23 protein-coding genes are annotated in these 26533 nt (G+C 63.9%); 8 read left to right on the forward strand and 15 right to left on the reverse strand.

Going from position 1 to position 26533, the window contains the following annotated elements:
* Window positions 1-3: 3 nt before the first annotated feature.
* From rloB to ppsR, 5 genes are all read right to left on the reverse strand, one after another.
* Window positions 4-1536 carry an osmotic stress tolerance membrane protein RloB gene (gene rloB / locus OU419_RS11845; RefSeq protein ID WP_254473146.1) on the reverse strand — a complete coding sequence of 511 codons (1533 nt, stop codon included), beginning with the start codon at window positions 1534-1536 and terminating at the stop codon, window positions 4-6.
* A gap of 5 nt (window positions 1537-1541) precedes the next feature.
* A complete protein-coding gene (gene rloA, locus OU419_RS11850) occupies window positions 1542-2081 on the reverse strand; it encodes a retropepsin-like aspartic peptidase RloA (protein WP_254473144.1) in 540 nt (179 codons plus the stop codon).
* 267 nt (window positions 2082-2348) lie between these two features.
* Window positions 2349-3239, reverse strand: coding sequence for a DUF2950 domain-containing protein (locus OU419_RS11855; RefSeq protein ID WP_254473142.1), 891 nt, complete (start codon window positions 3237-3239; stop codon window positions 2349-2351).
* A 10-nt stretch (window positions 3240-3249) separates the two neighbouring features.
* Complete coding sequence (locus OU419_RS11860) at window positions 3250-4872, reverse strand: DUF3300 domain-containing protein (RefSeq protein ID WP_254473140.1); 1623 nt, start codon at window positions 4870-4872, stop codon at window positions 3250-3252.
* Between the two features lie 158 nt (window positions 4873-5030).
* Window positions 5031-5849 carry a posphoenolpyruvate synthetase regulatory kinase/phosphorylase PpsR gene (ppsR, locus tag OU419_RS11865; RefSeq protein ID WP_254473139.1) on the reverse strand — a complete coding sequence of 273 codons (819 nt, stop codon included), beginning with the start codon at window positions 5847-5849 and terminating at the stop codon, window positions 5031-5033.
* A gap of 165 nt (window positions 5850-6014) precedes the next feature.
* Here ppsR and ppsA point away from each other — a divergent pair, with 165 nt between their 5' ends.
* The 8 genes from ppsA to OU419_RS11905 all read left to right on the forward strand — a co-directional run bounded on the left by ppsA (window position 6015) and on the right by OU419_RS11905 (window position 14070).
* Window positions 6015-8384 carry a phosphoenolpyruvate synthase gene (gene ppsA, locus OU419_RS11870; RefSeq protein ID WP_254473137.1) on the forward strand — a complete coding sequence of 790 codons (2370 nt, stop codon included), beginning with the start codon at window positions 6015-6017 and terminating at the stop codon, window positions 8382-8384.
* 64 nt (window positions 8385-8448) lie between these two features.
* Complete coding sequence (locus OU419_RS11875; protein WP_254473135.1) at window positions 8449-9423, forward strand: alpha/beta fold hydrolase; 975 nt, start codon at window positions 8449-8451, stop codon at window positions 9421-9423.
* A gap of 106 nt (window positions 9424-9529) precedes the next feature.
* Window positions 9530-10018, forward strand: coding sequence for a ribonuclease E activity regulator RraA (gene rraA / locus OU419_RS11880; RefSeq protein ID WP_254473125.1), 489 nt, complete (start codon window positions 9530-9532; stop codon window positions 10016-10018).
* A 91-nt stretch (window positions 10019-10109) separates the two neighbouring features.
* On the forward strand, window positions 10110-11108 hold the full coding sequence (locus tag OU419_RS11885; protein ID WP_254473123.1) for a zinc transporter ZntB: 999 nt from the start codon (window positions 10110-10112) through the stop codon (window positions 11106-11108).
* Window positions 11109-11164: 56 nt separating this feature from the next.
* Window positions 11165-11413 (forward strand): CrfX protein, encoded by a 249-nt coding sequence (locus OU419_RS11890; protein ID WP_254473121.1) that lies wholly within the window; start codon window positions 11165-11167, stop codon window positions 11411-11413.
* Window positions 11414-11415: 2 nt separating this feature from the next.
* Window positions 11416-12240, forward strand: a complete 825-nt coding sequence (locus OU419_RS11895) for a mechanosensitive ion channel family protein (RefSeq protein WP_254473120.1) — start codon at window positions 11416-11418, stop codon at window positions 12238-12240.
* A 72-nt stretch (window positions 12241-12312) separates the two neighbouring features.
* The gene (gene sigX, locus OU419_RS11900) at window positions 12313-12903 is read left to right on the forward strand and encodes an RNA polymerase sigma factor SigX (RefSeq protein ID WP_254473118.1); all 591 of its coding nucleotides are present in this window, start codon (window positions 12313-12315) and stop codon (window positions 12901-12903) included.
* Between the two features lie 108 nt (window positions 12904-13011).
* Window positions 13012-14070, forward strand: a complete 1059-nt coding sequence (locus OU419_RS11905) for an OmpA family protein (RefSeq protein WP_254473116.1) — start codon at window positions 13012-13014, stop codon at window positions 14068-14070.
* Between the two features lie 66 nt (window positions 14071-14136).
* On the opposite strand, the gene cobA is transcribed toward OU419_RS11905, so the two are convergent.
* The 10 genes from cobA to OU419_RS11955 all read right to left on the reverse strand — a co-directional run bounded on the left by cobA (window position 14137) and on the right by OU419_RS11955 (window position 26532).
* Complete coding sequence (gene cobA, locus OU419_RS11910) at window positions 14137-14874, reverse strand: uroporphyrinogen-III C-methyltransferase (RefSeq protein ID WP_254473114.1); 738 nt, start codon at window positions 14872-14874, stop codon at window positions 14137-14139.
* Window positions 14875-14910: 36 nt separating this feature from the next.
* A complete protein-coding gene (locus OU419_RS11915) occupies window positions 14911-17628 on the reverse strand; it encodes a nitrate reductase (RefSeq protein ID WP_254473112.1) in 2718 nt (905 codons plus the stop codon).
* 23 nt (window positions 17629-17651) lie between these two features.
* On the reverse strand, window positions 17652-17981 hold the full coding sequence (gene nirD, locus OU419_RS11920) for a nitrite reductase small subunit NirD (protein WP_254473110.1): 330 nt from the start codon (window positions 17979-17981) through the stop codon (window positions 17652-17654).
* 56 nt (window positions 17982-18037) lie between these two features.
* Window positions 18038-20488, reverse strand: coding sequence for a nitrite reductase large subunit NirB (nirB, locus tag OU419_RS11925; protein ID WP_254473108.1), 2451 nt, complete (start codon window positions 20486-20488; stop codon window positions 18038-18040).
* A gap of 256 nt (window positions 20489-20744) precedes the next feature.
* Window positions 20745-22415 carry a bifunctional protein-serine/threonine kinase/phosphatase gene (locus tag OU419_RS11930; RefSeq protein ID WP_254473107.1) on the reverse strand — a complete coding sequence of 557 codons (1671 nt, stop codon included), beginning with the start codon at window positions 22413-22415 and terminating at the stop codon, window positions 20745-20747.
* A 25-nt stretch (window positions 22416-22440) separates the two neighbouring features.
* A complete protein-coding gene (locus tag OU419_RS11935; RefSeq protein ID WP_254473105.1) occupies window positions 22441-23652 on the reverse strand; it encodes a nitrate/nitrite transporter in 1212 nt (403 codons plus the stop codon).
* A gap of 311 nt (window positions 23653-23963) precedes the next feature.
* Window positions 23964-24455 carry a c-type cytochrome gene (locus OU419_RS11940; protein ID WP_254473103.1) on the reverse strand — a complete coding sequence of 164 codons (492 nt, stop codon included), beginning with the start codon at window positions 24453-24455 and terminating at the stop codon, window positions 23964-23966.
* A gap of 79 nt (window positions 24456-24534) precedes the next feature.
* On the reverse strand, window positions 24535-24963 hold the full coding sequence (locus tag OU419_RS11945; RefSeq protein WP_254473101.1) for a thioesterase family protein: 429 nt from the start codon (window positions 24961-24963) through the stop codon (window positions 24535-24537).
* An 84-nt stretch (window positions 24964-25047) separates the two neighbouring features.
* The gene (locus OU419_RS11950) at window positions 25048-25737 is read right to left on the reverse strand and encodes a polysaccharide lyase family 7 protein (RefSeq protein WP_254473100.1); all 690 of its coding nucleotides are present in this window, start codon (window positions 25735-25737) and stop codon (window positions 25048-25050) included.
* A gap of 216 nt (window positions 25738-25953) precedes the next feature.
* The gene (locus tag OU419_RS11955) at window positions 25954-26532 is read right to left on the reverse strand and encodes an ANTAR domain-containing response regulator (protein ID WP_254473097.1); all 579 of its coding nucleotides are present in this window, start codon (window positions 26530-26532) and stop codon (window positions 25954-25956) included.
* Window position 26533: the final 1 nt, after the last annotated feature.

The raw sequence follows: 26533 nt of genomic DNA on the forward strand, positions 1-26533 counted from the left end.
GGCTCAGTCCTTCAGGAAGGCTTTGAAGCGGAACAGTTCGGTCAGGCGGTAGCCGCGGTAGCGACCCATCGCCAGCATGAACGCCACCAGAATCAGCAGCACGGCCGGGAAGGTGAACACGAAGTACACCAGCTCCGGTACGCGCATCAAGATGTGCGCGAGCGCCGCGGCGAACAGGGTGCCGATGGCGGCCTTCATGGCGTGGGCGGCACCGCGCTCTTCCCAGGTGATCGACAGGCGTTCGATGCTCATGGTCAGGATCACCATCGGGAACAGGGCGACCGACAGGCCGCTCTCGAAGCCGAGCTTGTGGCTGAGCAGGCTGATGGCGGCGATCATCACCACCACGAATGTCAGCACCACCGACAGGCGCGGCAGCATCTGCAGCTTCAGGTGTTCGAGATAGGAGCGGAGCGACAGCCCCAGCGCGGTAATTACGGTGAACAGGCCGATGCCCCACTGCAGGCCGGTCTCGCGGAAGGCGAGGGCGATCAGTACCGGGGTGAAGGTGCCGAGGGTCTGGATGCCGATCAGGTTGCGCAGGACCAGGATCACCAGCACGCCGAACGGGATCATGATCATGATCTGGAAGGTCTGCTGGGTGGATAGCGGCAGACCGTACAGGGAGTACTCGAGGAAGGCCGCGTCGGTGTTCTCGTCGGACAGCTTGGCGAGGCGGATGGCGTTCATCTCGCTGCTGTTCAGGCTGAAGCTGACCTGGGCCTTCTTGCCGCCCTCGATGGACAGCAGGCTCTCATCGCCCAGCCACCAGATCAAACGGTCGGCGGGCAGGCCGCGTTCGCCGGTTTCCGGGTTGAAGTATAGCCACTCCTTGCCATTGAAGCTGCGCAGCCAGAGCTCGGGGTTCTGCGGCTGGTTGGCGATCAGGCGAATGGTGTGGACGCGCTCCATCGGCACGTGGGCGACTGCCAGCAGGGTTTCCACCACGTGGGAGCGTTTCTCCAGGCTGGTATCGCCGGCCAGCAGCAGCTTGACGTTGTCGTCGTTGAGGTTGTTGGCGCGCTTGATGGCTTCGCTTACGAAGGTCTCTACGTCGGCGGAATGCTGGCGGATAGGGGCGATCAGGGCTTCGGCAGCGATCTTTTCCGGGCCTTCCAGGGGCAGGCTGTCACGGAAGATCGGACCTTTCTCCTTGGGCTTCTCACTGGCGCCGGTGTAGCGCTTGGTCAGTACCAGGCGGTAGTAGAGGGTCTGCTGGCCGCTGGCGCGGCGCGAGGACCAGGTTACCTTGCGGTTGCCATCGGAGCGGTTGATGCCCACGCCGTAGTTGTTGGACACGAAGCTCTCGTTGAGGCTGACGTAATCCTGGGACAGCGGCGGTACGAACATCTGCACCTTCACCGGTGTTTTCGGTGTGGCGATGAATTCGACCTTGGCATCGATATTCCACAAGTCGTCGGTCTCGGCCTCGGTCATGGGGATGCCGAGGATGAAGATCTGGTAGGCGGTGATCGCGATGCCCAATGTCAGCAAGATGGCGATCAGGACCTTCAGATGCAGGGTAAGAGAGCGCATGTGGATTACTCAGCAGTTTTCGCGACGGGTTTACAGCCGGGCTTGCCGGCGGCGTATTTCAGGCTCGGGTCGACCAGCGCACCGAACCGCTTGAGAGCGTCGGAGCCGATCAGAAGCGGGTATTGGAAGGCGCTGCGGTCGGTAAGGTTCACTTCGATGGTACGCAGGGCCTTGCCCATGCAGACTTCCAGTTCGATCACCGGGCGCGCCGTGTAGGCCTTGCCTTCGTCGGGATCGTAGTCGCCGTGACGGCGTTTGATCTTGCTGATGCGTGCCAGCGGCTTTTCGATCGGCTGGCTATCGGCGGTGTCGGTGGCGAGGTAGAAGCGTACCCAGGTTTCACCGTCGCGCTTGAAACGCTTGATGTCGCGGGCGCTGAGGGATGCGGTCTTGGCTCCCGTATCGAGCTTGGCGGCCAGCTCCAGGTCGAGATCGCCAATGCGTGCGTATTCGTTTAGGCCATAGACAGTCTTGCCGGCAGCGCTGCTGATGCCGGAGAAAAGTGCAATACAGAGGAACAGCAGGGCAGTGGGCGTGAGTCTCATAGGTATTGATGAGTGGATGGCCGCAAAGCCTTGGAAAATGGATGCCTCGATCATAGCCATGCGCGGGCGGCGCAATGGGCTCCAGACGTGGCGAGAAATGGCCAGACAAGGGCGCGGCGAATTCTATCATGCGGTTTTTGCATGGCGACAGTCGGTTAGCGCCTGGGCAGGGTATTTGTGTGAGGCATGTGACAGCCATTTCGCGCGATCTGCGGTCAGGCGTGCCGCCGCCGGGTTTCTCGGCGGCGCCGGTGGCATCGTGTCGGTTCAGGGGGTGTCCGGCACCTTCACTTCGGTCCAACTGCTGTCAGGGTCGAACCGGAGCATCTTCCGCGCGATCTTGTCGCCGTTCGGTCCCAGGTTCTTCGAGAAGATTTCCCCGTCGTGGCTGATCATGAAGCTCATCACTCCGCTGTCGCCATAGCGCACCGGCCAGGCTATCAGTGCGAAGCCGCGAGTCATCTTGCCGCCGATCAGGTAGTCGTAGGCGCCGCCCGGGGCCGATGGGCCCTGGGCCGTCAGTATCCGATAGTAGTAGCCGTGCCATCCGTCACCGGGCAGGGCGTCGCCGAACAGCGGGCCGAGCGGGCTTTCCTCGCCGCCGTCTTCCTCCGGCCAGTACAGGCCATCGTGGTGCCCGTCACTGCTGAGAAATTTCTGCGCGTACTCCAGGACGCCGTCGCCATTGCGGTCGACCTCGGCGAAGTCCATCTGTGCATCGTGGTAGGCCTGGACAGCGTCTACCGCCGATTCTTCGTTGCGGCCGATACGGCGGACGCGGATTTCCTCGGCGCCGGCCTTGGTGTTGAACGCCCAGCCGTTCTTCTCGTGCTGGATGGGCAGGGGCAGCGTCCAGGGATCGTTGCCGACCACCAGGTGCGCCTGGTGGGGATTGTCCTTGGCGATCTGGTGCTTGTCCCGGTAGTGGGCGAGGAAGGCGTCCACTTCGTTGCGGTCGATGTTCTCGGCGGGGATGTAGTTGCGCCAGTCCTTGCCGAGCAGCGCGGCCAGCCGTTCGGGGTCGGCCTTCTCGGTGCCGAGTGCAGCGATGAACGCATCGGCGGCGGCCTCGGGAGTGGGGAAGGTTTCCTGGGCCGGCAGGGTGCAAGGCAGTGCCCCCAGGAGGGTGAATGTCAGCAAGCGCGATGCGACTTTCATGGCCCGTCTCCTATCTGTTCCGTCTGCCGCCGGAGGGCGCGCGGGCAGGGCGTTGCACGGCATGGCCGGCGCGCGCCGCCTGGGGACGGCTGGCGGCTGCGCGGCTGGCTTGCCCGCGGTTGGTGAACTCGCGCGATTGCCTCGGGTTGTTGGCGCCGGCAAAGGCATTGTTGCGCGGGGCCTGGGTTCTTGCGTGCTGCAGACGGGCCTCTTCGCGGGCACGCTGATTGTTCTGTGCCCGTGGACGCTGCTGCGCCTGGGCGCTGCGATTCTGCGCGACATTCCCGGCGCGCTCGCGCGCATCGGGCTGCCGGTTCAGTTCGCGGGTGGCTGCCTGAGCGCGCTCGCGGGCCTGGGTGTTGTCGCGTGCTTCGCGGCCGCCCTGTTGCGGACGCTGGAGGGCTTGCGGGTTGTCGCGCAGGTCGCGGGTTGCCGCCTGCGCGCGCTGCCTAGCCTGCTCGTTGTTGATCGGCGGCGCGACGCCTCGCTGGGCGAGGCTCTCCCGCGCCCTTGAACGCTCCTCGGCGCGAACCGAGTCGAAGCCGCGCATGGCCTCGCGCTGTTCGCCGCCCGCCAGTCGGCGGTTGTACTGCTCGCGGCTGGCCGCATCGCGGTAGGGCACGCCGTTGCGGTAGGTCGGATCGTGTCGCCAGGTGGCGCGGTTGCCATTGGCGTTGCCGTTGAACTCGCGATTCACGTTGCGATTGACGTTCCGGTTGCTGTTGAAGTTGTTGTAATGCTCCACATCGACGTCGATCTCGTGGTCGTCCCAGTCGCAGTCGCCCCAGAGCGAGCCCACGATGGCGACGCCCGCGCCGAACGCCAGCCCGGTGGCCAGCGCAGTGGCGACCGGGTATTCGGGTGGGGGCGGGTAATACACCGGTGGGCTGGAAGGATAGGCCCAGGCGCCATAGACCTGCGTGGGGTTGTAGCTGGGAACGTAGACCACCTGCGGGTTGGTCGGCTCGATGATGATGGTCTGGGTGGGGACCGCCCGCTGCGCCGATGTGCCTCCATCGGAGACGCTCTGGTCGGGCGCAGGGGCGGCTGGTTTGACGGTGACGGTCTGTTGCTCGTTGGAGGTCAGGTTGCCGGCGGCCTGGGCCTGGCGGCGAAGGCGCTGGATGGAATCCATCACTGCATCGGGTTGCGCCAGGAAGGCGTCGCCGACGCGCTGTACCCACGCCGGATCCTGCCCGAGCGTGGCGAGCACCAGGGGGAAGGCGACCAGCGATTGGACGCTCGGGTCCCACGGCTGGTTGGCAACCTGCTTCACCGCATTGTCGCCCGTTACGCCGGGGTTGGCTTTCGACCAGGCCGCCGCGTCGGCCACGTTGCCGGGGTAGGTAGTGGCCATCAGCACCTGGGCCAGCAGGGAGTCGGGGTAGAGCGCCAGTGGCGCGAGCATCTGGTCGAGCTGCTCGGTCGTGAATACCGCCTGGGGCGGCGCTACCGAGACCGTCGAGTTCGCCGGCGCGGGAGCCGGAGCGGGCGCGGCGCTTGCCGGCTGTGCTGTGGGCTGGCTGGCGGCGGGAGGGGCTGTGGAGGCGGTCTTGGCCTTGGGCGGCTCACTCTTGTCGCAGCCCGACATGGCCAGCAGTGCTATCAGAGCCAGATACCGACATTCTCGCATGGCGCTCTCCTGTGCCTGTGCCGTTGAATGCCCGACCCGTGGAAAGCGTCACGAGTAAATCATGGGTCTGAAGAATGATAGGCACATTGGCGGAAAGCTGCCGAAAGTCGAACGGCCAGCGATGCTGGCCGTCGGTCGGAGAGTTTGTCGGCGCGCGATTACTTGAGGCGCCGCTCGACACCTTTCTCGACCAGGATCTTGGCGGAGATTTCTTCCACCGAGAAATGCGTCGAGTTGATGTAGGCGATGTTCTCGCGCCGGAACAGGTTTTCCACCTCGCGGACTTCGAATTCGCATTGGGCGAAGCTCGCGTAGCGGCTGTTGGGCTTGCGCTCGTTGCGGATCGCGGTCAGCCGGTCGGGGTCGATGGTCAAGCCGAACAGCTTGTGCTTGTAGGGCTTGAGTGCGTTGGGCAGTTGCAGGCGCTCCATGTCCTCTTCGGTCAATGGGTAGTTCGCCGCGCGGATGCCGTATTGCAGTGCCATATAAAGGCAGGTCGGGGTCTTGCCGCAGCGCGATACGCCCACCAGGATCAGGTCGGCCTTGTCGTAGTAGTGGGTACGGGCGCCGTCGTCGTTGTCCAGGGCGAAGTTGACCGCATCGATACGCTCCATGTAGTTGGAATTGTGGCCGATGCTGTGGGATTTTCCGACGGAATACGACGAGTCTGAGGATAATTCCTGTTCGAGCGGGGACAAAAACGTCGAGAAGATGTCAATCATGAAACCGTTGGATTGCGCCAGAACAGAGCGGATTTCACGGTTCACGATGGTGTCGAAGATGATTGGGCGCGCCCCGTCCGCCTCGGCAGCGGTATTGATTTGCTGTACCATGACGCGCGCTTTTTCTTCGGTATCGATGTAAGGTCGCGTCAGTTTGACGAAGTTGATGTTCTCGAACTGCGCAAGAAGGCTCTGGCCGAGGGTTTCGGCAGTGATGCCGGTGCCATCGGAAATGAAAAATGCAGTTCGTTTCATATGCGCTGCGGGCCTTAAGGTAGGAACGTTTCTTGGCTATGATGGGCCGCGCGTTTGCAAGGCCCTTTGCCGGGGCATTCTCACTCATTTTTCTGGCCCGGACCAGACGAGTGGGGCCGCACCGGCCCGTACGACCTTTTCCAACACCTTAGTGGAGAGATCACCTTGGTAGAGTACGTAGTTTCCCTCGATAAGCTCGGCGTCCATGATGTCGAACGTGTGGGGGGCAAGAACGCATCCCTGGGCGAAATGATCAGCAACCTCGCCGGTGCTGGTGTGTCCGTACCGGGTGGTTTCGCCACCACCGCCCAGGCCTACCGTGACTTCCTCGAGCAGAGCGGCCTTAACGATCGCATCCATGCTGCGCTGGATGCTCTCGATGTGGATGACGTGAATGCCCTGGCCAAGACCGGTGCGCAGATCCGCCAGTGGGTGATGGACGCCGAGTTCCCCGCGCAACTGGACGCCGACATTCGCAAGGCCTTCGCCGAGATGGCCGGCAGCAATGACAACATGGCCGTCGCCGTGCGTTCCTCTGCCACCGCCGAAGACCTGCCGGACGCATCCTTCGCCGGCCAGCAGGAGACCTTCCTGAACATCCGCGGCGTGGACAACGTGATCCGCGCGGCCAAGGAAGTCTTCGCCTCCCTCTTCAACGACCGTGCGATCGCCTACCGCGTGCATCAGGGGTTCGACCACAAGCTGGTCGCCCTGTCCGCTGGCGTACAGCGCATGGTTCGCTCGGAAACCGGCACCGCCGGCGTAATGTTCACCCTGGACACCGAGTCCGGTTTCCGTGACGTGGTGTTCATCACCGGTGCCTATGGCCTCGGCGAGACCGTGGTTCAGGGTGCGGTGAACCCCGACGAGTTCTACGTACACAAGCCGACCCTGGAAGCCGGTCGTCCGGCGATCCTGCGTCGCAACCTGGGCAGCAAGGCCATCAAGATGGTCTACGGCGACGAGGCCAAGGCCGGTAAATCGGTCAAGGTAGTCGATGTGGAGAAGGCCGATCGCGCCCGCTTCGCACTCTCCGATGCCGAGGTGATCGAGCTGGCCAAGCAGGCGCTGATCATCGAGAAGCACTACCAGCGTCCTATGGACATCGAGTGGGCCAAAGACGGCGACGACGGCAAGCTGTATATCGTCCAGGCCCGTCCAGAGACCGTGAAGAGCCGCTCCAGCGCCACCGTTATGGAGCGCTACCTGCTCAAGGAAAAGGGCAAGGTCCTGGTTGAAGGTCGCGCCATCGGCCAGCGTATTGGCGCCGGCCCGGTGAAGGTGATCCACGATGTCTCCGAGATGGACAAGGTGCAGCCGGGCGACGTGCTGGTCTCCGACATGACCGACCCGGACTGGGAGCCGGTGATGAAGCGCGCCAGCGCTATCGTCACCAACCGTGGCGGCCGCACCTGCCATGCCGCGATCATCGCCCGTGAGCTGGGTATCCCTGCTGTCGTCGGTTGCGGCAACGCCACCGCGGCGCTGAAGGACGGCCAGCGTGTGACCGTGTCCTGCGCCGAAGGCGACACCGGCCTGATCTACGAAGGCGAGCTGGGCTTCGACATCCGCCAGAACTCGGTCGACGCCATGCCCGAGCTGCCGTTCAAGATCATGATGAACGTCGGCAACCCGGACCGCGCCTTCGACTTTGCCCAACTGCCGAACGAAGGCGTGGGCCTGGCCCGCCTGGAATTCATCATCAATCGCATGATCGGCGTGCATCCCAAGGCGCTGCTGAACTTCGCCAGCCTGCCGGCGGACATCAAGGATAGCGTCGAGAAGCGAATCGCCGGTTACGACGATCCGGTCGGCTTCTATGTCGAGAAGCTGGTCGAAGGCGTCGCTACCCTGGCGGCGGCTTTCTGGCCGAAGAAGGTCATCGTGCGTCTGTCGGACTTCAAGTCCAATGAATACGCCAACCTGATCGGCGGAAAGTTGTACGAGCCGGAAGAAGAGAACCCGATGCTCGGCTTCCGTGGTGCCTCGCGCTACATCAGCGAGTCGTTCCGCGATTGCTTCGAGCTCGAATGCCGCGCGATGAAGAAGGTCCGCAATGAAATGGGCCTGACCAACGTGGAGCTGATGGTGCCCTTCGTCCGTACCCTGGGCGAGGCGTCGCAGGTCGTCGACCTGCTGGCCACCAACGGCCTGAAGCGTGGCGAGAACGGCCTGCGCGTCATCATGATGTGCGAACTGCCGTCCAATGCCCTGCTGGCTGACGAGTTCCTCGAATTCTTCGATGGTTTCTCCATCGGTTCCAACGACCTGACCCAACTGACCCTCGGTCTTGATCGTGACTCCGGCATCGTCGCGCACCTGTTCGACGAGCGTAATCCTGCCGTGAAGAAGCTGCTGTCCAATGCCATCCAGGCGTGCAACCGCGCCGGCAAGTACATCGGCATCTGCGGCCAGGGCCCGTCGGACCATCCGGATCTGGCCAAGTGGCTGATGGAGCAGGGCATCGAGAGCGTGTCGCTGAACCCTGACTCGGTACTCGATACCTGGTTCTTCCTTGCGGAAGGTCAGGCCTGACGGTTCCTCTACCATCCTGAAAAGGGCGGGTGAATCACCCGCCCTTTTTTGTGCAAGCGATTCCATGCAAAGCAGTAGTCAACTCTTTCCCGTTGCGCTCCTGAGCGCAGAACTCCGCGGCGATCTCACCGAGGACGTATACCGGCTCAAGCCTGGCAACAGCCCCGATTCCAGCGTCGAGCTGGCGATGACTCGCATCGGGTGTCGTGATGGCGCACGTGGCGTGCCGGTGATCCTGCTGCACGGCAGCTTCTCCAACAGGCGCTTCTGGTATTCGCCCAGAGGTATCGGCCTCGGGCCTTATCTGGCGCGGGCCGGTTTCGATGTCTGGATTCCGGAGATGCGCGGGCATGGCCTGTCGCCACGCAATCACCACTATGACCTGAATCGCGTGGCCGACTATGCGCGCTTCGACCTGCCGGCCATCGCCCGTTTTGTTGTCGAGCAGAGTGTTCAGGCGCCTCACTGGGTCGGCCACTCCCTGGGCGGCATCACGCTTGCGGCAGCACTTGGCGGCGGCTACCTGGAGTCGGAGCAGGCGGCCAGTGTGGCGCTCTGTGGCAGCCAGGTTAGCCGTACCTACTGGCCATTGAAGCTGCCGCCGGTCGAGTGGAGCGGCCGCTTCCTGCTGCGGCGCATGGGCGGGCTTTCCGGCTCGCGGCTCAAGCGTGGCCCGGAAGACGAACCAACCGGCCTCGCACTGGAAACGCTGCGCTGGCATGGTCTGTTCGGTCGATTCGGCGAGAAGGATAACGACTGGTGGGCGGGCTTGGCGAACGTCCATACACCCGTGCTGGCGGTGGCGTCGGACGGTGATCGCCAGGATCCGGCGTGGGCCTGCAACAAGCTGCTGCAGCAGTTCGGCTCCGAGGTGCGCGAGTACCTGCATCTGGGGCGTCGGCAGGGTTTCAGCGAAGATTTCGGGCATGTCGACATGCTGATCAGCAAAGGTGCGCAGCGTGAGGTATGGCCCCTGCTGCGGCATTCGCTGGAGGAGGGCGTCCTGCCGGCCAGTCAGGCGGCTCTGGCGCAGGCTTGAGCCGTTCCTAGGAGGCGCGGCAACGAGTAGACTGTGACGCCATTGGGGCTTTCGGTCACATCCAGGCCGGTTTGCCCCGCCGGTTTTCATCAAGAGGAGCGTCTCCATGCATTACGTCACCCCCGATCTGTGCGATGCCTACCCGGAGCTGGTCCAGGTCGTCGAGCCGATGTTCAGCAACTTCGGCGGGCGGGACTCCTTCGGTGGCGAGATCGTCACCATCAAGTGCTTCGAAGACAACTCGCTGGTCAAGGAACAGGTCGACCAGGACGGCAAGGGCAAGGTGCTGGTCGTGGACGGTGGCGGCTCGCTGCGTCGCGCGCTGCTGGGCGACATGCTGGCTGAGAAAGCAGCCAAGAACGGCTGGGAAGGCATCGTGGTGTACGGCTGTATCCGTGACGTCGATGTGATCGCGCAGACTGACCTGGGCGTGCAGGCGCTGGCCAGTCACCCGATGAAGACCGACAAGCGCGGCATCGGCGACCTGAACGTTGCTGTGACTTTTGGCGGCATCACCTTCCGCCCGGGCGAGTTCGTGTATGCCGACAACAACGGCATCATCGTGTCGCCCCAGGCGCTGAAAATGCCGGAATAAGGCGAACCTCCGACTGCGGTTCGAGTCAATGCCGGAAGCGAGTGCTTCCGGCATTTTTCATGGGCGTCTCCCAGGGGGCACAGGAGAGGGCATGCAGCAGTACGAAAGTGGCACCGAGCGTGGCTTGATCGACGGTTTCGTGCTCGATGGTCGCGGTGGTGGCCGACAAGTTGCGCGCAGCGAACTGCCGCTGCTGGATCTTAAGCCGGAGGAGAGTCTCTGGGTGCATTGGGACCGCGGTGTGCCCGAGGCGCAGAGCTGGTTGCGCGAGTCCAGCGGGCTCAATGAGTTCGCCTGCGACCTGCTGCTGGAGGAGGCGACCCGGCCTCGACTGGTCGATCTGGGGGGCGAGCGCCTGTTGCTGTTCCTGCGCGGGGTGAACCTCAATCCCGGTGCGGTTCCCGAGGACATGGTGTCGCTGCGCGTCTATGCCGAGTCGCAGCGGGTGATCTCCTTGCGCCTGCGACCGCTCAAGGCGGTGGCCGACCTGCGCGCGGACCTGGAGGCCGGCCACGGACCGAAGACGGCCTCGGAGGTGGTGCTGTACCTGGCGCATTACCTGACCGACCGCGTCGACACCCTGATCGGCGGCCTGGCGGACCAGCTCGACGCAATGGAAGAGGCCATCGAGGAAGACGAGCGCAGCATTCCCGACCAGCATCAGTTGAGGATGCTGCGCCGGCGTGCCGCCGGCTTGCGCCGGTATCTCTCGCCGCAGCGCGACATTTACGCGCAGATGGTGAAGTTCAAGCTGTCGTGGACGCTGGCTGACGACGCCGACTACTGGAACGAGTTGTACAACCGGCTGACCCGCAATCTCGAGGAGCTGGAGCTGATCCGCGAGCGCATCAGCCTGATCCAGGAAGCCGAACACCGTCGAATTACCGAACGAATGAACCGCACCATGTATCTGCTTGGTATCATTACCGGCTTTTTCCTCCCCATGAGCTTCGTGACCGGACTTCTGGGGATCAATGTCGGCGGGATTCCCGGCTCGAGCGCGCCGTATGGTTTCGCCGTGGCCTGCCTGCTGATCGGCGGCATTGCCACCTTCCAGTGGTGGATTTTCCGCCGGCTGCGTTGGCTCTAGATGTGACTTGTGAATTCGTGGGGGCGTCAAGCACCTCACACAGGCGAGGTGCGCGCATGCACGACCCATTTGAAGAATCCTTGCGTGATCTGCTGAAGATGCCGCCGGAGCAGCCGGGCGACGATTCGCGCCTGGGCCGCGTGCTCAAGACCGCCAACCGCCAGGTCGGTGCGGGCGATCTGTTCAGCCTGATGGGCCATTGGCTGGAAGCGCTGACCATCGGTGTCAGCCGCGGCTCCGCCCATCTTGCACCCGTCTCGCGTCGCGCGCAGAATTCCGCCCCTTCCGCTGACAAGGCCGATTGAACATGCAATTCGACATCTGGACGCAAAGCCTGCTCACCGCCATGAATACCCTGTGGGGAAAACTGGCCGGGTTCATTCCGAACCTGCTCGGCGCGCTGGTGGTCGTGCTGCTCGGCTTCATCGTCGCGAAGCTTCTCGATGCCCTGCTTTCCAAACTCCTGGCCAAGCTCGGCCTGGACCGTCTGATGGCCGGCACCGGCCTGACCAAGCTGCTGGCTCGCGCCGGCATCCAGGTCCCGGTATCGACCCTGATCGGCAAGATCATCTACTGGTTCGTGCTGCTGGTATTCCTGGTGTCCGCGGCCGAGTCCCTCGGGCTCCAGCGTGTTTCCGCGACACTGGACATGCTGGCGCTGTACCTGCCCAAGGTATTCGGCGCGGCCCTGGTGCTGATCGTCGGTGTATTGCTTGCACAACTGGCGAACAGCCTGGTGCGCGGTGCCGCCGACGGCGTCGGTCTCGAATATGCCAATGGGCTGGGGCGCGTGGCGCAGTGGCTGGTCATCATCATCAGTATCTCGGTGGCTATCGGTCAGCTCGAGGTGAAGACCGACCTGCTGAACTACATCATCGCCATCGTGCTGATCACCATCGGTCTGGCGGCGGCGCTGGCACTCGGCCTAGGCAGTCGCGAAGTGGCCGGCCAGATTATCGCGGGTATTTATGTGCGTGAGCTGTATCAGGTTGGGCAACAAGTGAAAGTCGCGGATGTCGAAGGCATCATCGAAGAAATTGGTACCATCAAGACTATCCTGCTGACGGAGGAGGGCGAGTTGGTGTCCATTGCCAACCGAATCCTGCTCGATCAGCGCGTGACCAGTCGCTGAGATGATGACCGATCGCCGATGCCGCTCCCGTGGAGCCGCATCGGTAGCTGACTTGACCTGGCCCGACCCGACTTGAACAAGCCGCAATCACTGTCCTTGCGCTATGACCCGCGCCAGCTCACCGACGAGGAGCTGGTGGAGCGTTCTCACGAGGAATTGTTCCACGTGACCCGGGCCTATGAAGAGCTGATGCGACGCTATCAGCGCACGCTGTTCAATGTCTGTGCCCGATATCTGGGCAACGACCGGGACGCCGATGATGTGTGTCAAGAAGTGATGTTGAAGGTTCTGTATGGTCTGAAGAACTTCGAAGGAAAGTCGAAGTTCAAGACCTGGCTGTACAGCATCACTTACAATGAGTGCATTACCCAATATCGGAAGGAACGGCGCAAACGCAGATTGCTCGATGCGCTGAGTCTGGATCCGGTGGAGGAGGCTTCCGAAGAGAAGGCTCCCAAGGTTGAGGAGCGCGGCGGACTAGACCGTTGGCTGGTTCATGTCAATCCCATCGATCGGGAAATTCTGGTTTTGCGCTTTGTGGCAGAACTGGAGTTCCAGGAGATTGCGGATATCATGCACATGGGCCTGAGCGCTACCAAAATGCGCTACAAGCGTGCACTCGATCGATTGCGAGAAAAGTTTTCCGGTACGACGGAATCTTAGTTCAGGAAATATTGTCTCTTTGGTTGGGAAGTTCTGATAAACTTGCCAACCAAGTTGTACGGCCTATGGTTTGACAACTTATTGACCACCAAGATGGGGATTTAACGGATGAAACTGAAGAACACCCTTGGCGTCGTAGTCGGCTCTGTAATCGCCGCCACCGCTGTGAACGCCTTTGCTCAAGGCCAGGGCGCGGTCGAGGTCGAGGCCTTCGGCAAGCGCTACTTCACCGACAGCACCCGCGACATGAAGAACGCCGACCTGTACGGCGGCTCGGTCGGTTACTTCCTGACCGACGACGTCGAGCTGGCTCTGTCCTACGGCGAATACCACGACGTTCGCGGCACCTACGAGACCGGCAACAAGAAGGTCCACGGTAACCTGAGCACCCTGGATGCCATCTACCACTTCGGTACTCCGGGCGCTGGCAACCTGCGTCCGTACGTGTCGGCTGGTATCGGCCATCAGAGCCTGACCAACATCCACGACGCCAACGGCAGCCGTCAGAACCTGACCATGGCTATGGTTGGTACCGGTCTGAAGTACTACTTCACCGAGAACTTCTTCGCCAAGGCCAGCCTCGACGGCCAGTATGGCCTGGAGAAGCGTGACAACGGTCACCAGGGCGAGTGGATGGCCGGCCTGGGCGTTGGTCTGAATTTCGGTGGTGGCAAAGCCGCCCCGGCTCCGGAGCCGGTTGCTGAAGTTTGCTCCGACGCTGACAACGACGGCGTTTGCGACAACGTCGACAAGTGCCCGAACACCCCGGCCAACGTCACCGTTGACGCCAATGGCTGCCCGGCCGTTGCTGAAGTCGTTCGCGTTCAGCTGGACGTGAAGTTCGACTTCGACAAGTCCAAGGTTAAAGAGAACAGCTACGCTGACATCAAGAACCTGGCTGACTTCATGAAGCAGTACCCGTCCACCTCCACCACCGTTGAAGGCCACACCGACTCCGTCGGTACCGACGCCTACAACCAGAAACTGTCCGAGCGTCGTGCAAACGCCGTTCGTGACGTACTGGTCAACGAGTACGGTGTTGAAGGCGGTCGCGTGAACGCTGTTGGTTACGGTGAGTCCCGTCCGGTTGCTGACAACGCAACTGCCGAAGGCCGCGCCATCAACCGTCGCGTAGAAGCCGAAGTAGAAGCCCAAGCCAAGCAGTAAGTGGTCTGAGCTTTCGAGAAAAACCCGGCCTAGGCCGGGTTTTTCTTTGCCTGCGTAAAGTAGCGCTCAGGCGCTTCTAGCCAGTTCTACCTGCTGCGAAGCAGCGGCGACGTCACCGATAACCAGGATCGCCGGGCTTTTCAGGGCGAAACCCTGGGCCGCTTCCAGCATATCGGCAAGATGGCTGCGACATTCGCGCTGGCTGGGCAGGGACGCGTTCTCGATCATTGCAACTGGAGTGCTCGCGGTCATTCCGCCCTCAAGCAGTCCGTCGCGGATATCCGCCAGTTTCGCCACGCCCATGTAGATAACCAGCGTCGTACCGGCCGCAGCCAGGCCGCGCCAGTTCAATACGCTGTCATCCTGTGTGTGGGCGGTGATGAGTGTCACGCCCCGGCTCACGCCCCGAAGGGTGAGCGGAATGCCGCATTGGGTGGCGGCTGCCAGCCCTGCAGTGATTCCATTGACCAGCTCGTACGCCACGCCTCGCGCACCCAGCCATGCCGCTTCTTCACCGCCGCGCCCGAATATGCACGGATCGCCTCCCTTCAGACGGGCGACCCGGCGACCTTGGCGGGCGTATCGCTGCATCAACCTATGGATGAAATCCTGCGGCGTGGAGCGACAGCCACCGCGCTTGCCGACGGAAATAACCCTTGCCCCAGGGCAATGCTCCAGCACTGCCGGATCAACCAGGTCGTCCGTCAGCACCACGTCGGCCTGTTCGAGCGCGCGCACTGCCTTGAGCGTCAGCAGTTCCGGATCACCCGGGCCCGCGCCGATCAGCCAGACTTTTCCACTCATATTCTTCTCCTCGGGCAGCCGGTTATGCGGCGAATCTCAGGCGCTCGCGGCCATAGCGCGCTGGGCCAGCAGACGTTTGATTTCCGGTATGCAGGAGCCGCAGGCGGTCCCGCATTTGAGTTGGCATTTGAGCTGCTCCAGATCCTGTCCATTTTCAATACCGGCCTGGATACGGCTCTGGCTGACATTCATGCAGTTGCACACAGTCTTGTCGGCAAACGTGCCAACCGCCTTGCCCGGTGCGGCGCCGGGCGGAGCGAGCAGCCAGCGGTGCAGCTCCTCGTCGGCGCGGCTGTCTTTCCATAACTCCCGTAGCCAGGTGCTGGCCGCAGTTTCTCCCGCCAGGCGCAGGGCCACGATGCGCGATTGCTCGATACGGACCCGCCTGCCGACCCCGCGGCGTGGGTCGTCGTAGGCCATCACCGGGCCGTCGACCAAGCCTAGATGCGCGTCGATGGCGTCGAGCCATTCAGCGCTGGGCTCCTCATCGTGCGCTGCGCGGATCAACAGGGCCGGGCGCTCCCGGCCGGTCGGGCTGAAGCTGGCGTACTGCAAACCATCGAACAGGGGGCGGAGGGAGTCGAAGCGATGTTGGACCGGCCCTTCGGCAAGGGCGAAGAACTGCCACGGCAGATCGATCCGGCTGACTTCCACCGCCGCGTGCTTGAGTTCCGGTTGCATGGAAAGCGGATCCACTGCCGGCAGGGTCAGGACGTTGACACCCAATCCTCTGAGGAATCGCTCTCCCCAGTGCATCGGCAGGAAAGCCTGGCCTGGCCGCAGCCTGTCATCGGCCTGTACCGGCAGGACAATCTGCCCGCGCCGGCTGTGCAGCTTCACCAGTTGACCGTCGGTGAGCCGCCGGCGGCGCAGTTCGTCGGGGGGCAGGCCGAGTACGGCTTCTTCCACATGGCCGAACAGTTGGGGCGCGGTACCGGTGCGGGTCATGCCGTGCCATTGGTCGCGCAGGCGGCCGGTGTTGAGGATCAATGGATAGCGCGCTTCACGCCGCTCCTTCGGTGCGCAGTAGGGTTCGGAGATCAGCCGGGCGCGGCCATTAGCTGTCGGAAAGATGCCATTGCCGTACAGGCGGGCCGTGCCCTGTTCCGCGCCAGCGGGGAACGGCCATTGTTGCGGGCCGAGACGATCCAGCAACGAGTAGTCGATCCCGCAAAGATCAAGATCGCGATCGCGTGTCAGGCCCTTGTACTCTTCGAACAGCGCGTGGGGTGAGGTGAAGTCGAACAGGCTGCTGGCGTCCGGACGCAGCCTGCGCTCCAGCCGGCGGGCGAAATCGCAGGCAATGTCCCAATCGGCACGTGCCTCTGCGATGGCAGGAACCGCTGCGCGAACGTGGCTGATGCGTCGCTCGGAATTGGTGACCGTACCTTCCTTTTCGCCCCAGGTGGCGGCGGGCAGCAGCAAGTCGGCGAACTGACAGGTTTCACTGGTGCTGAAGGCTTCCTGCACGATGACGAACGGACAGGCCGCCAGCGCTTCGCGTACCCGCGTCTGGTCGGGCAGCGACTGTGCGGGGTTGGTGCAGGCGATCCAAAGTGCCCTGATGCGCCCTTCGCGCACTGCGTCGAACAGTTCGATGGCGCTCAGGCCGGGTCTCGCCGGCAGCCGCTCGATTCCCCAGTACGCCGCCACTTCCGCGCGGTGCTCGGGGTTGCCAGCTTCGCGGTGGCCAGGCAGCAGATTGGCCAGGCTGCCGGTCTCGCGCCCACCCATCGCATTGGGCTGGCCGGTGAGCGAGAACGGGCCGGCTCCGGGGCGGCCGATCTGTCCGGTGGCCAAGTGCAGGTTGATCAGCGCGCTGTTTTTCGCACTGCCGGAACTCGACTGGTTCAGGCCCATGCACCATAGCGAGAGGAACGCCGGCGCTTGACCGATCCACTCGGCGCAGCGTTGCAGGTCGTCCACGGCGATGCCGCAGATTTGCGCGACCGCCAGCGGGCCATAGTCGCGCACCAGCCCCTTGAGCTCAGCCATGCCCTCGGTGTGCGCGTCGATGAATGCCCGGTCGACCCAGCCCTCCCATAGCAGGATGTGCAGGATGCCGTGAAGCAGCGCCACGTCGGTACCGGGGAGGATCGCCAGGTGCAAGTCTGCCTGTTCGGCGGTATCGGTGCGGCGCGGGTCGATGACGATCAGCTTCATTTCCGGCCGGCGCGCGCGGGCTTCTTCCAGGCGGCGGAACAGTACCGGGTGGGCGTAGGCCATGTTGCTACCGGCGATCATCACGCAGTCGGCCAGTTCGATGTCTTCGTAGCTGCAGGGCGGGGCGTCGGCGCCGAGGCTGCGCTTGTAGCCGACCACCGCCGAGGACATGCACAGTCGCGAATTGCTGTCGATGTTGTTGGTACCGACCAGCGCGCGGGCGAGTTTATTGAAGGCGTAGTAGTCCTCGGTGAGCAGTTGGCCGGAAACATAGAAGGCCACGCTGTCCGGACCGTATTCGCGGATGGTCTCGGCGAAGGCTCCGGCGGCATGCTCCAGTGCGGTGTCCCAGTCGGTACGGGCACGTGGCAGCTGTTTGCCCAGCCGTAGCTCAGGGAATTGCGCGCGGGCATCCACGTCGCCGGTGAGATGCAGGGTGGAGCCTTTGCTGCACAGGCGGCCGAAGTTGGCCGGATGTTCTGGGTCGCCCTGTACGCCAAGGATGCGTTCGTCGTTGTGCTCGATCAGTACGCCGCAACCCACTCCGCAGTAGCAGCAGGTGGACGCGGTGGTACGACGGTTCGGGTTCATGGCGCGGGCCTCCCTCGCTCGCCTCAAGCGCAGTGGGCCGCAGCGGCGCGTAGCGCCAGCAGCACGCGTCCGTCTTCGACCTTCACGTCATGGCGATGGGCGCAGCCGTGGTCCGGTGCTACTGCTGCGCCGCTTTCCAGCTCGATCTGCCAGTTGTGTAGCGGGCAGGCCACGCGCTTGCCGTAGATCAGGCCCTGAGACAGCGGGCCGCCTTTGTGCGGGCAGCGGTCGTCGAGGGCGAAGACCTCGTCGTCTGCGCTGCGAAAGATCGCGATGTCGCCCCTGGGGCCGGCCACGACACGGGAGCCGAGGGGGTTGATGTCATCGAGGGCGCAGATGTCGAACCAGTTCATGGGATGTCTCCAGCAAGCGGGTGGGAGTGGCCCCTCTGGCGGGGCCTGGCGAGCTCTCAGGCGGTTTCCAGTTGCGTCAGGGGAATCCGTTCGAATTCCTTCTTCAGCGGCTGCTGGGCGATGCGTTCCTGCCACGGGTCCTGCTCCAGTGACAGGGCGAAGCGCAGTCGTGCGTTGAGCGCCTTGCGCTTCTCCGCGTCTTCCAGCACGGCTTTGCGGACGTGTTCGAGGCCGACGCGCTGCAGGTAGTGCACGGTACGTTCGAGGTAGAAGGCTTCCTCGCGGTAGAGCTGGAGGAAGGCGCCGCTGTACTCGCGTACTTCATCGGAGGTCTTGAGCTTGACGAAGAACTCCGCCACCTCCGTCTTGATTCCGCCGTTGCCGCCGATGTACAGCTCCCACCCGGAATCCACGCCGATGATGCCGATGTCCTTGATGCCGGCCTCGGCGCAGTTGCGCGGGCAGCCGGAGACCGCCAGCTTGACCTTGTGCGGCGACCACATGTTGAACAGGTCGTGTTCCAGATCGATGCCCAACTGGGTCGAGTTCTGCGTGCCGAAGCGGCAGAACTCGCTGCCCACGCAGGTCTTCACGGTGCGGATGGATTTGCCGTAGGCGTGTCCGGAGGGCATGTCGAGGTCCTTCCAGATCGCCGGCAGGTCTTCCTTCTTCACACCCAGCAGGTCGATGCGTTGGCCGCCGGTAACCTTCACCATCGGTACCTGGTACTTGTCGGCGACGTCGGCGATGCGCCGCAACTCGGCGGCGTTGGTCACGCCACCCCACATGCGTGGCACCACCGAGTAAGTGCCGTCCTTCTGGATGTTGGCGTGGGCGCGCTCGTTGATCAGGCGTGACTGCGGGTCGTCCCTGGCCTCGCCGGGCCAGGTGGATATCAGGTAGTAGTTCAGTGCCGGGCGGCAGGTGGCGCAGCCGTCCGGGGTGCGCCAGTCCATGAAGCGCATGGCGGCGCTGAGAGAAGTCAGATGATGGTCGCGGATCGCCTGGCGTACCTGGCCGTGATTGAGATCGCTGCAGCCGCAGATGGCTTTCTCGCTCTTGGGCTTCACGTCCGCCGCGCCGCCCACGGTGCTGATCAGGATCTGCTCCACCAGCCCGGCGCAGGAGCCGCAGGAGCTGGCCGCCTTGGTGTGCTTCTTCACGTCGTCGACGCTGAACAGGCCGTTCTCCTGGATGGCCTTGACGATGGTGCCCTTGCACACGCCGTTGCAGCCGCAGACTTCCGCCGTATCGGGCAGGTTCGCCGCGCTGCTCTGGCCCTGGTGGCCGACGTCGCCAACGCTGCTTTCGCCGAACATCAGGTGGTCGCGGATCTCGGCAACGTTGTGGTTCTCGCGGATCTGCCGGAAGTACCAGCCGCCGTCGGCGGTATCGCCGTAGAGGCAGGCTCCGACCAGTACGTCGTCCTTGATCACCAGCTTCTTGTACACGCCGCCGATGGGATCGGAGAGGGTGATGGTCTCGGTGCCTTCGCCACCCATGAATTCGCCGGCGGAGAACAGATCGATGCCGGTCACCTTGAGCTTGGTCGAGGTCACCGAACCCTGGTAGCGGGCGAAGCCGAGCATCGCCAGGTGGTTGGCGCAGACCTTGGCCTGCTCGAACAGTGGCGCCACCAGACCGTAGGCGATGCCTCGATGGCTGGCGCATTCGCCCAGGGCGTAGATGCGCGGATCGTAGGTCTGCAGGGTGTCGTTGACCAGGATGCCACGATTGCAGGGCAGGCCGGTCTTTTCCGCCAGCTCGGTATTGGGGCGGATACCGGCGGCCATCACCACCAGGTCGGCTGCGAGCACTTCGCCGTCCTTGAAGCGGATGGCACAGACGTGGCCGTTGCCGTCGTCGATCAGTTCGTCGGTCTGGGTGTTCAGGCGGAAGTGGATACCGCGCGACTCCAGCGCGCCTTGCAGCAGCTTGCCGGCGGTGCGGTCGAGCTGGCGTTCCAGCAGCCAGTCGGAGAGGTGCACCACGGTTACGTCCATGCCGCGCAGCTTCAGGCCGTTGGCCGCTTCCAGACCGAGCAGACCGCCACCGATGACTACCGCGTGGCTATGGCTGCCGGCGGTGTCGATCATGGTCTGGGTGTCGGCGATGTCGCGGTAGCCGATCACGCCGCGCAGGCGGTTGCCTGGGACCGGCAGGATGAACGGGTTGGAACCGGTGGCGATCAGCAGTCGATCGTACTCAGCCTCGCTGCCGTCCTCGGCGATCACGCGGCGGCAATGGCGGTCGATGCGGGTGACCTTGCGGTTGAGCAGCAGGCGGATGCCGTTGTCGCTGTACCAGTTGAGGTCGTTGAGGACGATGTCTTCGAAGGTCTGCTCGCCGGCCAGCACCGGGGAGAGCAGGATGCGGTTGTAGTTGGGGTGCGGCTCCGCGCCGAACACAGTGATGTCATAGAGGTCCGGGGCAATCTTCAGCAGCTCTTCCAGGGTACGCACGCCGGCCATGCCGTTTCCGATCAACACGAGCTTGAGCTTCTTCATGTATGGCTCTCACGAAAAATCACGGAAAACAAAAAAGGCGTCCCGCTGGTTGCCCAGCGAGGACGCCTTTGTCCAAGTCCCGTTCGATCGGGAGGTGCGAGCCTCTTCGTTGAGGGACGCGCTTTTGTAGATTGTTGCCAAGGCTCTTGCAGGGGATGTGCCAACTTGTTCGTCGCTCGTTTTCGCGGTGTTCGGCGATATTCCCTGGCTGTGCGGTGCACTGCGCTGAGGCGCCTCGAACCGATCTGGTGCATGCCTAGCCGCGATGCAGCAGCCAGAGGGTCAACCCAAGATTGATCGCCAGGGACGTCAGGGCGACTCCACGCCACACCCGCAGCGGTTCGCGCTCCAGCAGCGGCCTTGGTCGGGCCGGCGCCTGGCGTTCACCGTGCTCCAGGGCCAGCAGGCACTCTTCCGCGGTTTCGAAACGCTGCTGCGGTTGGCTGGCGAGCAACCGGCCCAGCCAGTCGTCCAGCCACGCTGGCAAATCCGGTCGGTAGCGGCTGGCCGGTGTCGGCGTGCCGAAACGTGGGTGCTGGAAGGCTTCGATTTCGCCGTAGGGGTATTGGGCGCAGAGCAATCGGTACAGTGTGACGCCAGCGCCGTAGAGATCCTGGCGAACGTCCGGCGGCGCGCCCTGGAAGGCTTCTGGGGCCAGGTAGCTCGGTGTGCCGGGCAGGTCATGCGGATCGTCGTGGGACAGGCCGGGGCAGTAGGCCAGGCCGAAGTCCAGCAGGCGCAGTTCTCCGTCGTTGGACCAGTGCAGGTTCTCCGGCTTGATGTCGCGGTGCAGGATGTTACGCCGATGCAACTGGCCGAGGCCGCGCAACAGGCGCCGGGCCAGGTCCAGCCAGTCGCCGAGCGGGAGCGGGCCGTTCAGCGAGAGGTGTTCGGCGAGCGTCTGGCCGGGGTAGTCGCGCATCACGTAATACAGGTGCTGACGTTGCGGCAGGCTGTGCAGCTCGGGGAAGTAGCGGCCTTGCACGCGGCGCAGGAACCACTCTTCCAGCAGCAGCGCCTGGGCGGCACCGGGCGCCTCGCGCAAGGCGGGAGGTAGTGTCTTCAACAGCCACGGCCGGCCCTGGCGGTCGCGTACCCGGTAGATCAGCGATTGTCGCGACCGCGCCAGCCGGCTTTCGATCTCCCAGCCCTCGAACTCCTGGCCATTGCGCAGCGTGGGCAGCGCCGGCCAGTGCTCCAGTTGCGCCAGGGCATCGCCCAGGCTGGCCTCGGGCAATTCGTCGACCCGAACCAACAGCGCACTGGCGTTGTCCTGACTGCCGGCCAGGTGCGCGGCGCTGACCAGCGCTTCTGCGCAGGCCTCCAGGGTCGGCGCGTCCTCCAGGAGTCGGCGGATGCCGGCGTCGCCGAGCGTTGCCCAGACGCCGTCGCTGATCAGCAGGAAGGCTTGCCCTGCCTCCAGCTCGCCGTCCCGATAGTCCACCACCAGGTGCTGGTCCAGGCCCAGCGCGCGCTTGAGCACGTGCTGCATGCCCGGTTGTTCCCACACGTGGTCCTGGGTCAGGCAATCCAGTTGCCCGTCATGCCACCGATACAGGCGGCAGTCTCCGACATGGGCGAGGGTGAAGCGCCGGCCGCGCAGCACCAACGCGCTGAGTGTGGTCAACAGCGGCTGGCCTCCACCATTGGCCTGTAGCCAGCGATTCTGCGAGATCAGCAGGCGCTCCAGGGCCTGGGCGACGGCCCAGGTTTCCGGCGTGGCGTAGTAGTCGGTGGCCAGCGCCTGTAGCGTCAGGCGTGCGGCGAGTCCGCCGTCGGCGCAATGGCTTACGCCGTCAGCAATGGCGAACAGATAGCCCTTGCTGGCCGCCAGCTCTGCGGGCGGAGTGACCACCCGCAGGGCGTCCTGATTCTCGTCCCGCGGTCCGGTGGCACTGGCCTGGGCGAAGCTCAGCGCCAGGCTCATGCCAGTCCCTTGCCGGTGCGCATGGCTATACCCGTGCCGCTGTCACGGCCGCGCAGCCCCAGGTGGTGCGCCAGCGCGCCTTCACCGCGTGCAGGCCGAACCAGGCCAGCACGCCGAGGCTGGCGAACAGCCAGAGGCCGATCTGGTAGTCACCAGTGGATTGCTTGATCGCACCCAGGCCCGCGGTCAGGCAGAAGCCGCCGATGCCGCCGGCCATGCCGATCAGGCCGGTCATCACCCCGATGGTCTGGCGGAAGCGCTGCGGCACGAGCTGGAACACTGCACCGTTGCCCGCGCCAAGGCTGAGCATCGCGGCCACGAAGAGGCTCAGGGCGGCAACCGCGCTGGACAGGTGGAACCCCACCGCGGCGATGCAGATCGAGGCGACGGTGTACATCACCAGCAGGCTGCGGATACCACCGATGCGATCGGCCAGCGCGCCGCCCATTGGACGCATGAGGCTGCCGGCGAACACGCAGGCGGCGGTGTAGTAGCCCGCCTTGACCGGGTCCAGCCCATACTGGTCGTTGAAGTAGCCGGGCAGTGTGCTGGCCAGGCCAAGGAAGCCGCCGAAGGTCACGCTGTAGAAGAACATGAACCACCAACTGTCGCGGTCACCAAGGGCCTTCAGATAGTCGGCCAGGGATTTGGGCGCTGGGCACCCCGGCGCATTGCGGGCGAACAGGGCGAATACCAGGAGGGTCGCCAGCAAGGGGATCAGCGCGAAGCCGAATACATTCTGCCAGCCGAATGCGGCGGCGATGCCGGGCGCGAACAGTGCGGTGAGCACTGTGCCGGAGTTTCCCGCGCCAGCGATACCCATCGCCTTGCCCTGGTGCTGCGGCGGGTACCACTGCGAGGCCAGGGGCAGCGCTACGGCGAAGGAGGCGCCGGCCATGCCCAGCAGTACGCCCAGCAGAAGGGCATGCTCCAGCGTTTGGATTCCCAGTTGCCAGGCTCCAGACAGCGCGCAGATGACGACTACCTGGCCGAGGATGCCGGCGGCCTTGGGCGACCAGCGATCGGCCAGCAGGCCCATCAGGAAGCGCAGTACGGCGCCTGAAAGAATCGGTGTGGCCACCATCAGCGCGCGCTGCTGGGTGGACAGTTCGAGGTCGGTGGCGATCTGCACGGCCAGTGGGCCGAGCACGTACCAGACCATGAAGCTCAGGTCGAAATAGAGGAAGGCGGCGAAGAGCGTCGGCGCGTGGCCGGCTTTCCAGAAGCTCGTCTGCATGGAACACCTCATCAGCAACGGTTGAGTACCCCGGTCGGGCGCCCATATGGCATCCGCCGGTGCTGCAAGGCCCCTGCGCCGGGGCAAACGAAAAAGGCGTCGCTCCACCCTCGCACTAGGTGCGGGTGCGGATGCGACGCCTTTGTCGTAGTTGGGTAACCGCCGTTGATTACCACCGGCTGGACTACAGCAAGCGCTGGGCCAAGTGTAAAAAGTCTTTTGGACTCAGTGGATTACCGTGATCCAGCCGTTTTGCGATGCCCCAACGCAGCGCTAGCGGCGGGGCGCGTGCGCTGCGTTGGGGCGTGGGCTCAGAGCGTTGGTGGGGAGGGAAAGAGCACCACCGGCCCTTGCGGTACGGTCCCTGGCGGCAGGTAGGCAGGGGCGATCTGGCCGGCCGGGCCAAGGTGACGAAGATAGCGGTAGATACCGCGCAGGTCGTCATCGCTCATGATGCGCAGCACATGGGAGGGCATGGGTGGCCGGAAGCTCGCCTGGCGCGCGTTGGCCAGCCACTGCTCCTCGCTGTAGCCCTGCATGTACAGGCGCAGGTTGCTGGGATAGGTGGTGCCCCAGGGGCCGCTCCAGCCCAGTTGATCGCCGGTGAGCCAGGCGCTCTCCGGGACTTTCTCCGGCGCCATCGCGTAGCCGGCGGTGTGGCAGTCGTTGCAGCCGGCGATCTGCACCAGATAGCGGCCGCGTTGCAGGGAATCGGAGTCCGCAGCTGGTGTTGGCGCGGAAAGGGACATAAGTGGCAGGCACAGACAACCGGACAGCGCGCCCACCCGAGGGAAGGACGGCATGGTGTGTATCTCCTCTGATAGCGATCGGGTTCACGGCTCCAGAGGTATAGCGCGTTGTCGGCGTGCCTGCCGGGATGGCTCAGGCGACCCAGTTGACGTTGGGGAAGGTATCGCGGAAGGCGTCGGGAATCGGGGTGACTTGACCGGCTTTGTAGTCGAAGAACACGAAGCCGGATTTTGCCATTGCCACGAGGGTGTCGTCCGCTGGGCGTGTGATGCGGAAGATGATGTCGCCGCCGTACTTGTTGAAGTCCATGACGCCGACCTCGAACAGCAGTTGGTCGCGGGCGTGCGCTTCGGCGCGGTATGTGGTGGCGAGGTCAGTGACGATGATGCCGGTCTCGCGGATGCCGTAATCGAACAGGAAGCGCGCGCGGGCCTCAGAAATCATCGAGATCATCGAATCGTTGCCCAGGTGGTTGGCGCCGTTGATGTCGGTGACGCGGACGGTCAGCTTGGTGCTGTAGATGAAGAGTTCGTCGGGGAATTCCAGTTTCAGGCGGGCCATAGCGATCTCGAATGACGATGAATGCGTCATTGTACGAAGCCCGCCACCGGTTTCGCAGTGCCATTGGCGGGCTGAATGGGAGCCTCAGTGCGCTGCGTTGAGGTGATAGAAGGTCACGCGGCCGCCTTCGTCGTCGGCGCCCTTGTTGTCGCTGATGTAGGCGCCAGCCTTGAAGTAGAGCAATTGCTTGCTCCAGGTCTTGCTCAGGGCCTGGCGGTAATACTGCTTTTCGCCATCGGCGCTCTCTGCGCGCAGGCCGAGCTGGCCGGAGGATGTGACGCGCAGGCTGTAGGTAACGCGCTCGTTCAGGCGGACATCGGTGAGCAGTGGGATGTTCTTGCTAGCGCTGTCGTCGGGGTGGTTGCGCACCAGCGCTTCGATGCTGCCGGTCCTGGTCCTGGGATAGTAGTGGTACTGAAGCTTCACCAGTGGCTCGCCATCGCCGCTGGTGGGCGACTTGCTGTGGATCTGGCCGATGATGATCTTGTTCTGCGATGGCACACGGCCGACGCTGAGGGTGGCGCGCAGTTCATTGTCGCCACCGCTGTAGTACCAGTTGTAGAGGCTGCCATCGCGTGACGTTTCGCGCAGCTCGGTGCGCGGGAAGGTACTGTCTTGGGTGTGGGAGCCACCGACGGGGACCCAGAAGACGATGCTGTCGCCGTCGCGCTTGAAGTAGCGGCTCTGATAACCCTTCTGCAATTGCTGGGTGGGGACTTCGGTGGGGCGGGGTTCGCTGGGGATGGTGAGGTTCCAGGTAGATAGGTCGATCATGCTGTCTCGCTCGCGATGGGTTCGGGCGCGGCCGGCGGGTTCCTGGCCGGCAGGCCGCACTGCGGACTTCCACGGTCGTGCAATGGAAGCGAGGGGGACCGCGCAAGGTGCGTCGCGGCGCGGGCAGCATACGCAGCGTGTTCGGCGGCGGGGGCCAGCAGCGCAACTGGCGTTCTGATCGCGGTATGCCGCCGCTGGCAGATGGCCGGCGGCGCGTCATTGCCCGAGCATGTCGTGCATGGCGATGATCTGCTCGGCCACCTGCACCAGCTTCTGTTGACGTCCCATCGCCTGCCGCCGCATCAGGGTATATGCCTCCTCTTCGGTGCAGCCCTTCATCTTCATCAGCAGTCCCTTGGCCAGCTCGACCCGCTTGCGCTCGGCCAGTTGCTGTTCGCGGGCCTGGAGCTGCGCGCGCAGCGCCTGGTCGCTCTCGAAGCGCGCCATAGCCACGTCGAGGATCGGCTGCAGGCGCTGCGCCTGGATGCCTTCGACGATGTAGGCGCTGACCCCGGAGCGGATGGCCTGGCGCATCACCTGCGGGTCGTGCTCGTCGGTGAACATTACGATGGGCCGTGGCTGGTCGCGGCTGACCAGCACCACTTGCTCCATCACGTCGCGACCGGGGGACTCGGTGTCGATGAGGATCACATCCGGACGCAGGACTTCCACCCGTTGCGCCAGGTCGATGGTCAGGCCGGACTCATCGACCACCTCGAAGCCGCTTTCCAGCAGGGCGGCCTTGAGGCGCCCGACTTTCTTCGGGGTGTCGTTGATCAGCAGGACGCGCAGCATG

The organism is Pseudomonas triclosanedens, assembly GCF_026686735.1.
Classification (GTDB): Bacteria; Pseudomonadota; Gammaproteobacteria; order Pseudomonadales; family Pseudomonadaceae; genus Pseudomonas; species Pseudomonas triclosanedens.

Coding starts and splice junctions, on each gene's coding strand:
- cobA (WP_254473114.1), bottom strand. CDS start 14,874: ATGAGTGGAAAAGTCTGGCTGATCGGCGCGGGCCCGGGTGATCCGGAA.
- ppsR (WP_254473139.1), bottom strand. CDS start 5,849: ATGAAACGAACTGCATTTTTCATTTCCGATGGCACCGGCATCACTGCC.
- OU419_RS11890 (WP_254473121.1), top strand. CDS start 11,165: ATGCACGACCCATTTGAAGAATCCTTGCGTGATCTGCTGAAGATGCCG.
- OU419_RS11940 (WP_254473103.1), bottom strand. CDS start 24,455: ATGCCGTCCTTCCCTCGGGTGGGCGCGCTGTCCGGTTGTCTGTGCCTG.
- nirD (WP_254473110.1), bottom strand. CDS start 17,981: ATGAACTGGTTCGACATCTGCGCCCTCGATGACATCAACCCCCTCGGC.
- rloB (WP_254473146.1), bottom strand. CDS start 1,536: ATGCGCTCTCTTACCCTGCATCTGAAGGTCCTGATCGCCATCTTGCTG.
- OU419_RS11955 (WP_254473097.1), bottom strand. CDS start 26,532: ATGCTGCGCGTCCTGCTGATCAACGACACCCCGAAGAAAGTCGGGCGC.
- OU419_RS11860 (WP_254473140.1), bottom strand. CDS start 4,872: ATGCGAGAATGTCGGTATCTGGCTCTGATAGCACTGCTGGCCATGTCG.
- OU419_RS11945 (WP_254473101.1), bottom strand. CDS start 24,963: ATGGCCCGCCTGAAACTGGAATTCCCCGACGAACTCTTCATCTACAGC.
- OU419_RS11895 (WP_254473120.1), top strand. CDS start 11,416: ATGCAATTCGACATCTGGACGCAAAGCCTGCTCACCGCCATGAATACC.
- rraA (WP_254473125.1), top strand. CDS start 9,530: ATGCATTACGTCACCCCCGATCTGTGCGATGCCTACCCGGAGCTGGTC.
- OU419_RS11905 (WP_254473116.1), top strand. CDS start 13,012: ATGAAACTGAAGAACACCCTTGGCGTCGTAGTCGGCTCTGTAATCGCC.
- OU419_RS11930 (WP_254473107.1), bottom strand. CDS start 22,415: ATGAGCCTGGCGCTGAGCTTCGCCCAGGCCAGTGCCACCGGACCGCGG.
- nirB (WP_254473108.1), bottom strand. CDS start 20,488: ATGAAGAAGCTCAAGCTCGTGTTGATCGGAAACGGCATGGCCGGCGTG.
- OU419_RS11950 (WP_254473100.1), bottom strand. CDS start 25,737: ATGATCGACCTATCTACCTGGAACCTCACCATCCCCAGCGAACCCCGC.
- OU419_RS11915 (WP_254473112.1), bottom strand. CDS start 17,628: ATGAACCCGAACCGTCGTACCACCGCGTCCACCTGCTGCTACTGCGGA.
- OU419_RS11875 (WP_254473135.1), top strand. CDS start 8,449: ATGCAAAGCAGTAGTCAACTCTTTCCCGTTGCGCTCCTGAGCGCAGAA.
- OU419_RS11855 (WP_254473142.1), bottom strand. CDS start 3,239: ATGAAAGTCGCATCGCGCTTGCTGACATTCACCCTCCTGGGGGCACTG.
- OU419_RS11935 (WP_254473105.1), bottom strand. CDS start 23,652: ATGCAGACGAGCTTCTGGAAAGCCGGCCACGCGCCGACGCTCTTCGCC.
- rloA (WP_254473144.1), bottom strand. CDS start 2,081: ATGAGACTCACGCCCACTGCCCTGCTGTTCCTCTGTATTGCACTTTTC.
- OU419_RS11885 (WP_254473123.1), top strand. CDS start 10,110: ATGCAGCAGTACGAAAGTGGCACCGAGCGTGGCTTGATCGACGGTTTC.